This window comes from Streptomyces sp. NPDC058335 (assembly GCF_042723915.1).
Taxonomy (GTDB): domain Bacteria; phylum Actinomycetota; class Actinomycetes; order Streptomycetales; family Streptomycetaceae; genus Streptomyces.
On the sequence record NZ_JBHXHX010000044.1, the window covers coordinates 1 to 7,746 of the forward strand.

A 7,746-nucleotide genomic window follows, 5' to 3' on the forward strand; every position below is an offset into this window, starting at 1 on the left:
TTACATTCCGAACCCGGAAGCTAAGCCTTACAGCGCCGATGGTACTGCAGGGGGGACCCTGTGGGAGAGTAGGACGCCGCCGAACAATCTTTGAGGAAACCCCCGTGCCTCCGGCACGGGGGTTTTCTGCGTTCCGGGGACTTTTCACGTTCTAGGATCGGCTCATGCGCTATGACCTGGTCGTCTTCGACAATGACGGTGTGCTCGTCGACAGTGAGTCGATCTCCAATCGGCTGCTGGCCGCCTACCTCACCGAACTCGGGCATCCGACATCGTACGAGGACTCGATCCGGGACTATATGGGGTCCGCCATGCACCGGATTCACGATCTGGTGCTGGAGCGGAGCGGGGAGCGGTTGCCGGCGGACTTCGACGATGTCTTTCACGCGCGGGTGTTCGCGGCGTTCGAGCGGGAGTTGCGGCCCGTGTCGGGGGTGACCGGCGTGCTGGAGAAGCTCGCCGCGGACGGGGTGCCGTACTGTGTCGCCTCCTCCGGGAGCCATGAGCGGATACGGGTCGGGCACCGGGCGACCGGACTCGACCGGTGGTTCGAGGACGCGCGGATCTTCAGCGCTCAGGACGTGGGCAAGGGGAAGCCGGCACCGGACCTCTTCCTGTACGCGGCCGAGCGGATGGGGGTCGTGCCGGAGAAGTGCGTCGTCGTGGAGGACAGCCCGCTCGGGGTGCGGGCGGCCGTGGCGGCCGGGATGGACGTGTACGGATTCACCGCGATGACGCCGGCCGCCAAGCTGACCGGTGCCACCGGACTCTTCGCCGATATGGGGGAGTTGGCCGACCTGCTGAGGTGAGCCGGTCGGCAAAGCTGAAGGAAATTCATCTTTGGCTGGATCTACCCACGAGTACGCCGGGGCCCTACGCTCGCCGCCATGACAGAAGTGCTGCGGCGCGGTAGGGCCTCGTTGGCGTTGAGCTTTTTTGCCCAGGGCGTCGCCTTCGCGCTGCTCGTGACACGGATTCCTGCCATCCAGGACCGGTACGGGGTCTCGGACGCGCTGCTGCCCGTCTTCCTCGCCGCCGTGCCGATCCTCGCCGGGGTCGGGAGCGTGGCCACCGAGCGGCTCGTGAAGCGGATACCGCCCAGTCGGCTGCTGCGCTGGTCCCAGCCGGTCGTACTGCTCGCCCTCCTGGGGGTGGGGGCGGGGGACCGGATGGCGGTGCTGGGTTTCGCGCTCGCGCTCTTCGGGCTTGCCGTGGGGGTGTTGGACGCCTCGATGAACATGCTCGGGGTGAGCCTCCAGCGGGCGTACGGGCGGAGCATCATGCTCAGCTTCCACGCGGTGTACAGCCTGGGCGGGATCCTGGGGGCCTCGTTGGCGTGGGCCGGGGCGCACTGGCATCTCGCGCTGTGGGTGTCGTATCTGCCGGTGGTGCTGGTGCTGCTGCCGGCTGTGGTGGTGGGGAGTCGGTGGTACGTCGACGGGGACGGGGCAGGACGGGAGGCCGTCGGTGAGGCCGGTCCGGTCGAGGGCGGTGGGGGTGTCGTCTTCAAGGCCCTGTTGCCGTTGTGCCTGGTGATGACGTTCGCGTACATCGGGGACTCGACCGTTTCCAACTGGAGTGCGAAGTACCTCCAGGACGTGCTGGGGAGTTCCGAGCAGCTGGCGACCGTTCCGTACAACGTCTACATGGTGACCACGCTGCTCGGGCGGGCCCTCGGGGACCTCGGGGTACGGCGGTTCGGGGCCGTGGCGGTCGTACGGGTGGGGGCGTTGGCGGCCGCGGCGGGGTTCGCGGTCGTGGCCGTGGCGCCGGGGGCCTGGGCGGGGATGGGCGGGTTCACGTTGGTGGGACTGGGGTTGTGTGTGCTGGTGCCGCAGACGTTCGCGGCGGCGGGGAGGCTGTTTCCGGGGGCCTCGGACGCGGCTGTGGCCCGGCTCAATGTCTTCAACTACGTCGGCTTCCTGATCGGTTCGCCGTTGGTCGGGGCGCTCGGGGACGCGTGGAGTTACCGCGGGGCGATGGCGGTGCCGATGGTGTTGGTGCTGGTGACGTTCGTGTACGCCAGGTCGTTCGCTCCTCAACCGGACCGATACGGTGGCGGGCATGAGCGGCCGCGCACAGCTGATGTGGGACGAGGCAGTAACGGGGTATGACTTCGGTCCGGATCACCCGATGGATCCGGTTCGGCTGGCCCTGACCCGGCGACTGGTCGATGCCCTCGGGCTCGACCGGGAGGTGAAGGTCGTGTCCGCCAAGCCGGCCGGGGAGTCGACGTTGCGGCTCGTCCACCGGGAGGACTACATCGCGGCCGTCAAGGCCGCTTCCGCCGATCCGCGCGCGGCGGACACGTCGTACGGGCTGGGGACGGTGGACGATCCGGCCTTCGCCGGGATGCACGAGGTGTCCTCGCTGATCGCCGGGCTGTCGGTGGGCGCGGCGGAGGCGGTGTGGCGGGGGGACGCGCTGCACGCGGTGAACTTCTCGGGTGGGTTGCACCATGCGATGCCCGGGGGTGCGGCGGGGTTCTGCGTCTACAACGACGCCTCCTTGGCCATCGCGCGGTTGCTGGAGCTGGGGGCTAGGCGGGTCGCGTACGTGGACGTCGACGTGCATCACGGGGACGGGGTGCAGGCGGCGTTCTGGGAGGACCCGCGGGTGCTGACGATCTCGCTGCACGAGCATCCACGGACGCTGTTTCCGCAGACCGGGTGGCCCGAGGAGACCGGGGCGGGGGACGGGGAGGGGGCCGCGGTGAATGTGGCTCTGCCCGCGGGGACGGGGGATGCGGGGTGGTTGCGGGCGTTTCACGCGGTGGTGCCGGAGCTGGTCGCTGATTTTCGGCCGGATGTGCTGGTCACTCAGCATGGGGCCGACACGCACTTCGAGGATCCGTTGGCTCATCTGGCGGTGTCGTTGGATGCGCAGCGGGCTGTGCAGGTTGCCTGTCATGCGCTTGCGCACGAGTACGCCGGGGGGAAGTGGGTCGCGTTGGGTGGGGGCGGATACGCGGTGGTGGATGTCGTGCCGCGGTCGTGGACGCATCTTGTGGGGATCGCGGCGGGGCGGCCCGTGGAGCCGGAGACGGTGATTCCGGAGGGGTGGCGGAGGGAGGTTTTCGCCCGTACTCGGCAGTTGGGGCCGGTGCGGATGACTGATGGGCGGTGGCCGGTGTCCTGGGGGGAGTGGGAGGCGGGGTACGACCCTGCGGATCGGTTGGACCAGGCTGTGTTGGCCACTCGGCGGGCGGTGTTTCCGTTGCGGGGGTTGTTGGCGTAGGAGTGGGCGGGTGGGGTCGGGGCGGGGGTTTGTGGGTGGGTGCGGGATCTGAGGGGTTCGCCCCCGCCGCCCTTACCCATTCCCATCCCCAGGGGCTTCGCCCCTTCGACCCCACCAGGGGCGCTGCCCCTGGACCCCGGTAGCGCTCTCGCCTTGGGCCCTGGCGAGGCTCTGCTCTGGACCCTGGCTGGGCGCTGCTCGTGCACCCTGGCTGGGCTCCGCTCCTGGAGCTCGGTGGGGCTGCGCCCCTGGACCTTGCCTGGGCTGCTCCTGGATCCCTGTGGGGCTCCGCGCCCCTGGACCCCTGGCTGGGCGCTGCCCTGGATCCCCTGCACCCCGGCGGGCTAAGCCCCCCCCGCGTCCCTGCCCGCGCCTGCATCCCAGCGGGCCACGCTTGCTCGCTTCTCTGGGCATGTCTGGCGGGCCACGCTCCCCCGGTTCTCGGCGGGCCGGCCTCCCCGCGTTCCCGGTGGCTCGGGCTTTCCTTACGCCGACCGTGCGTGCTTCTGCCGGTTTCTGGGCGGGGGCGGGGTGCTGTGGGTCAGGATTTCAGGGTGTTGAGTCGGGGTGGGATGTCGGCGTATTTGGTTCGGGTGGGGTTGGCGGGGGTGGTGGAGAGTGGGCGGGAGGGGAGTCTTCGGCGGTATCGGTTGTTCGCGGCTCGGGATCCTCGGGTGTTGATCGGGATTGATCCCGAAGGGGTATGGGGGGAGCGTGAGTTGATCGCGTTGATGGCGGAGAAGTGTGGGGTTTCGGCCGATCCGGAGCACACTTCAGGGCATGATGTGATCGATCCGGAGCTGACCCTTCGCGCGCTGGATGCTTTCGCGGAGCGGCTCGCCGCGGTTGCCCAGCGTGGTGGGCCCGTGTTGCTCGGGACCGGGCACCCGCATCGGCTGCTCGGGTTCTACGCGGGAATCGCAGACGCCTTGTCGGCGGCGGGATGTGTTGTTCTCACCCCGGCGCAGGGCCGCTGTGTCGACATAACGACCCGGTTCGGTCTACGCACGCTTCAGCTCGCCTACGTACGAGGCGTCGGGTTGGTGCGGGAACCCGGTCCCGAGCGCCCCGGTGGTGCCACCGGCGCACACACGCACTCACCCCTCCCGGTTCGGCTGGCGCTGGCGGCGGCCGCGGAGACCGGCGGGCCGTTGCCGGAGCTGGTGATCGGGGACCACGGCTGGGTCTGCGGGGCAGGTCAGCTGGGGTTCGAGGCGATCGGGCTGGCGGACAGCGACGATCCCGCGCTCTTCGTCGGAGAGGCCGAGGGGACCGTGTCCGTCGTCGTTCCACTTGATGACGGCGCGCGGGCCGACTACTACCTGCCACTCACCCGCTACGTACTCAATCGGGCGTGTCTGTCACAGTAGGCCCCCGATGGTTGCACCTCTTCCCCACTCGCATCACCCGCCCCTACATTGGGGAGTGAGCACGCAGCGACGAAGAGTCACCGGAAGGGGAAGCCGGTGGCCGTCGAGTCGAGTGCGGAAGGTTCAGGTGTGTCATGGCTGCAGCTGGCGAGAGGCCTCTGAACGAGGTTCAGTTCCTTACCGTGGCGGAAGTCGCCTCGGTGATGCGAGTGTCCAAGATGACCGTGTACCGGCTGGTGCACAGCGGTCATCTGCCCGCGATCCGGGTCGGAAGGTCCTTCCGCGTCCCGGAGCAAGCGGTTCACGAGTACCTCCGCGAGAGCTATGTGGGGGTGGAAACGGCCTGACGGCAGGGGTGGGGGGACCCGCACCACAGGGCACTCCAGGGTCCCTCCGCCGCCTCGATTACGACCTCAGCGCTCAGGCGGGTAGGCTAGCCCCTCGTAGGTCGTATGGGCCCATGGCGCCCAGCACCGAGTGATGAGAAGTGAGCGAGGGTAGTCGTGGGCTCTGTTATCAAGAAGCGGCGCAAGCGGATGGCCAAGAAGAAGCACCGCAAGCTGCTCAAGCGCACGCGCGTTCAGCGTCGTAACAAGAAGTAAGTTCGCTCGACGCGAGCCGCGAAAGCGCGGTGTGGCCCCCCAGCCGGTTACCGGTTGGGGGGCCACACGCATATCCGGCCCCCGTGCGGCCGGCTGAACCCCGTGCGGATGCCTGGACACACACCATGGCTGATCTGCTCGTACGACCGACCGTTGCCGTCACTTCCTGCATCGGGTGGTCATCACAGCGCAACACCGACCCGCTAAGTTGGCCCGCAGCGGGGAACGCGGCAGGGTGGGGAACACGACAGGGTGGAACCGGACCTAGTGATGGACGAAGGAAGGCGCTGATCTTGGGCAAGGTCGTGCTGGTGACCGGGGTGGCCCGTCAGCTGGGGGGCCGGTTCGTACGGCGGATCCAGCGTGACCCGGAGGTGGACCGGGTGATCGCGGTGGACGCCGTGCGACCCGAACACCATCTGGGCGGTGCCGACTTCGTCCAGGCCGACATCCGGCAGTCCACCATCGCGCGGGTGCTCGCCGAGACCGGCGCCGACACCGTCGTACACCTGGACGTGACGGCCACCGCGCTCGGCAGCGGTAGCCGGACCACGGTCAAGGAGACCAACGTCATCGGGACGATGCAGCTGCTCGGCGCCTGTCAGAAATCGCCGAACGTGAAGCGCCTCGTCGTGAAGTCCAGCACCAACGTGTACGGCTCCGCGCCCCGCGATCCCGCCGTGTTCACCGAGACCACCGCGGCCAAGTCGCTGCCCAGTGGCGGGTTCGCCAAGGACACCGTGGAGGTCGAGGGCTACGTCCGCGGGTTCGCCCGGCGGCGCCCCGACGTCGCCGTGTGCGTGCTGCGGTTCGCCAACATCCTCGGCCCGACCGCGGAGACACCGCTCGCCTCCTACTTCTCGCTGCCGGTCCTGCCCACCGTCCTCGGCTACGACCCGCGGCTCCAGTTCGTGCACGAGGACGACGTGATCGAGGTGCTGCGGATCGGCTCGCACGAGCCCGGCCGGGGCACGCTCAACAGCGGCACCTTCAACATCGCCGGCGACGGCGTGCTGCTGCTGTCGCAGTGCTCGCGACGGCTCGGCCGGCCGACTGTCCCGCTCCTGCTGCCGGCCGTCACCTGGGCGGGCACCCTCGTGCGTACGCTGGGCATGACGGACTTCTCGCCCGAGCAGATCCGGCTCCTTACGCACGGCAGGGTCGTGGCGACCGACCAGATGCGCGAGACGCTGGGATTCACGCCGAGGTACACCACCGCGGAGACGTTCGCGGACTTCGCACGCAGCCAGGGGCCGGGTCTCCTGCCCCCCGAGGCCGTCGCGGGGGCCGTCGACCGGATCGCCGCGCTGCCCCTCGCGGGCGGCGGCCACCCCCCGACGCAGAGCGCCAACTGAGGAGCGCATCAACGATGGCGGACGCCAAGGTCATTCCGTTCGACGACGACCGGTCCCGCGGGAGTGCCGCACAGCGGCCGTCGCGGCGCCGGAGTGCGGGGAGCCGGCGCCGGAACGGCGAGCCGGCGCCGGTCCGTGAGATCGGCGAGATCGGTGAGGTCACAGAGGTTGGTGAGGTCCAGGCCCTGCCCACCAGGGCCGTTCCGCAGGATGATGTCCCTGTGACCGGTGAGGAACAGCCGCCGCGGCCGGACGGTGACGGCGGTGGCCTGGAGCGGCGCATCGCCGGGGGGCTGTCCTTCCTGCGCCGCCGTCTGACCGGCGACTACGACGTCGACGACTTCGGCTACGACCAGGAGCTGACCGACCAGGTCCTGATGTCCCTTCTGCGCCCGGTGTACGAGAAGTACTTCCGGGTGGAGGTGAAGGGCGTCGAGAACATCCCGGCCGACGGCGGTGCGCTGATCGTCGCCAACCATTCCGGGACGCTGCCGCTGGACGGTCTGATGATGCAGGTCGCCGTCCACGACCATCACCCGGCGGGCCGTCACCTGCGGCTGCTCGCCGCCGACCTGGTGTTCGTGCTGCCGGTCGTCAACGAGCTGGCCCGCAAGCTCGGGCACACCCTGGCGTGCTCCGAGGACGCCGAACGGCTCCTGGCGCGGGGCGAGCTGGTCGGGGTGATGCCGGAGGGCTTCAAGGGCATCGGGAAGCCCTTCGGCGAGCGCTACAAGCTCCAGCGGTTCGGCAGGGGCGGCTTCGTGTCCACGGCGCTGCGCCAGGGCGCCCCGATCATCCCCTGCTCGATCGTCGGGGCGGAAGAGATCTACCCGATGATCGGCAACGCCAAGACGCTCGCCCGCGTCCTCGGCTTCCCGTACTTCCCGCTCACTCCGACGTTCCCCTGGCTGGGCCCGCTGGGCGCGATCCCGCTGCCCACGAAGTGGACGATCCAGTTCGGTGAGCCGATCCCCACGGACGGCTATCCGCCGGAGGCGGCCGAGGACCCGATGCTGATGTTCAACCTGACGGACCAGGTCAGGGAACAGATTCAGCACACGCTCTACAAGTTGCTGGTGCAGCGGCGGTCGGTCTTCTTCTGACCCGTCTTCCGCTGACCCCCGCCCTCTTCCGAGCTGCGTGCGTACATGCCTACGGCGGTGGGGGCGGCCTTCTCAGGAA

Annotated in this window: 8 protein-coding genes and 1 rRNA gene; all 9 read left to right on the forward strand. The window is 69.2% G+C overall.

From position 1 onward, the window contains the following. A 5S ribosomal RNA gene (rrf, locus tag ACFWJX_RS40520) occupies window positions 1-85 on the forward strand; the annotation flags it as partial. 79 nt (window positions 86-164) lie between these two features. Next, complete coding sequence (locus ACFWJX_RS40525) at window positions 165-809, forward strand: HAD family hydrolase (protein ID WP_383252122.1); 645 nt, start codon at window positions 165-167, stop codon at window positions 807-809. Window positions 810-887: 78 nt separating this feature from the next. Continuing rightward, window positions 888-2,114, forward strand: coding sequence for an MFS transporter (locus ACFWJX_RS40530; protein WP_383252124.1), 1,227 nt, complete (start codon window positions 888-890; stop codon window positions 2,112-2,114). Beyond that, the gene (locus tag ACFWJX_RS40535) at window positions 2,065-3,237 is read left to right on the forward strand and encodes an acetoin utilization protein AcuC (RefSeq protein ID WP_383252126.1); all 1,173 of its coding nucleotides are present in this window, start codon (window positions 2,065-2,067) and stop codon (window positions 3,235-3,237) included. The genes ACFWJX_RS40530 and ACFWJX_RS40535 overlap by 50 nt, the downstream gene beginning before the upstream one ends. 572 nt (window positions 3,238-3,809) lie before the next feature. Then, on the forward strand, window positions 3,810-4,607 hold the full coding sequence (locus ACFWJX_RS40540; RefSeq protein WP_383252127.1) for a phosphatase: 798 nt from the start codon (window positions 3,810-3,812) through the stop codon (window positions 4,605-4,607). 134 nt (window positions 4,608-4,741) lie between these two features. Beyond that, entirely contained in the window at window positions 4,742-4,954 is a 213-nt protein-coding gene (locus tag ACFWJX_RS40545) for a helix-turn-helix domain-containing protein (protein WP_004984898.1), read from the forward strand. A 156-nt stretch (window positions 4,955-5,110) separates the two neighbouring features. Continuing rightward, window positions 5,111-5,209, forward strand: coding sequence for a 30S ribosomal protein bS22 (locus ACFWJX_RS40550; protein WP_003948845.1), 99 nt, complete (start codon window positions 5,111-5,113; stop codon window positions 5,207-5,209). A 293-nt stretch (window positions 5,210-5,502) separates the two neighbouring features. After that, window positions 5,503-6,564: an NAD-dependent epimerase/dehydratase family protein gene (locus ACFWJX_RS40555; protein WP_383252130.1), complete on the forward strand. Its 1,062-nt coding sequence runs from the start codon at window positions 5,503-5,505 to the stop codon at window positions 6,562-6,564. A gap of 14 nt (window positions 6,565-6,578) precedes the next feature. Next, a complete protein-coding gene (locus ACFWJX_RS40560) occupies window positions 6,579-7,667 on the forward strand; it encodes a lysophospholipid acyltransferase family protein (protein WP_383252132.1) in 1,089 nt (362 codons plus the stop codon). The last annotated feature ends 79 nt before the right edge of the window (window positions 7,668-7,746 follow it).

Coding starts and splice junctions, on each gene's coding strand:
- ACFWJX_RS40525 (WP_383252122.1), top strand. CDS start 165: ATGCGCTATGACCTGGTCGTCTTCGACAATGACGGTGTGCTCGTCGAC.
- ACFWJX_RS40530 (WP_383252124.1), top strand. CDS start 888: ATGACAGAAGTGCTGCGGCGCGGTAGGGCCTCGTTGGCGTTGAGCTTT.
- ACFWJX_RS40535 (WP_383252126.1), top strand. CDS start 2,065: ATGAGCGGCCGCGCACAGCTGATGTGGGACGAGGCAGTAACGGGGTAT.
- ACFWJX_RS40540 (WP_383252127.1), top strand. CDS start 3,810: ATGTCGGCGTATTTGGTTCGGGTGGGGTTGGCGGGGGTGGTGGAGAGT.
- ACFWJX_RS40545 (WP_004984898.1), top strand. CDS start 4,742: ATGGCTGCAGCTGGCGAGAGGCCTCTGAACGAGGTTCAGTTCCTTACC.
- ACFWJX_RS40560 (WP_383252132.1), top strand. CDS start 6,579: ATGGCGGACGCCAAGGTCATTCCGTTCGACGACGACCGGTCCCGCGGG.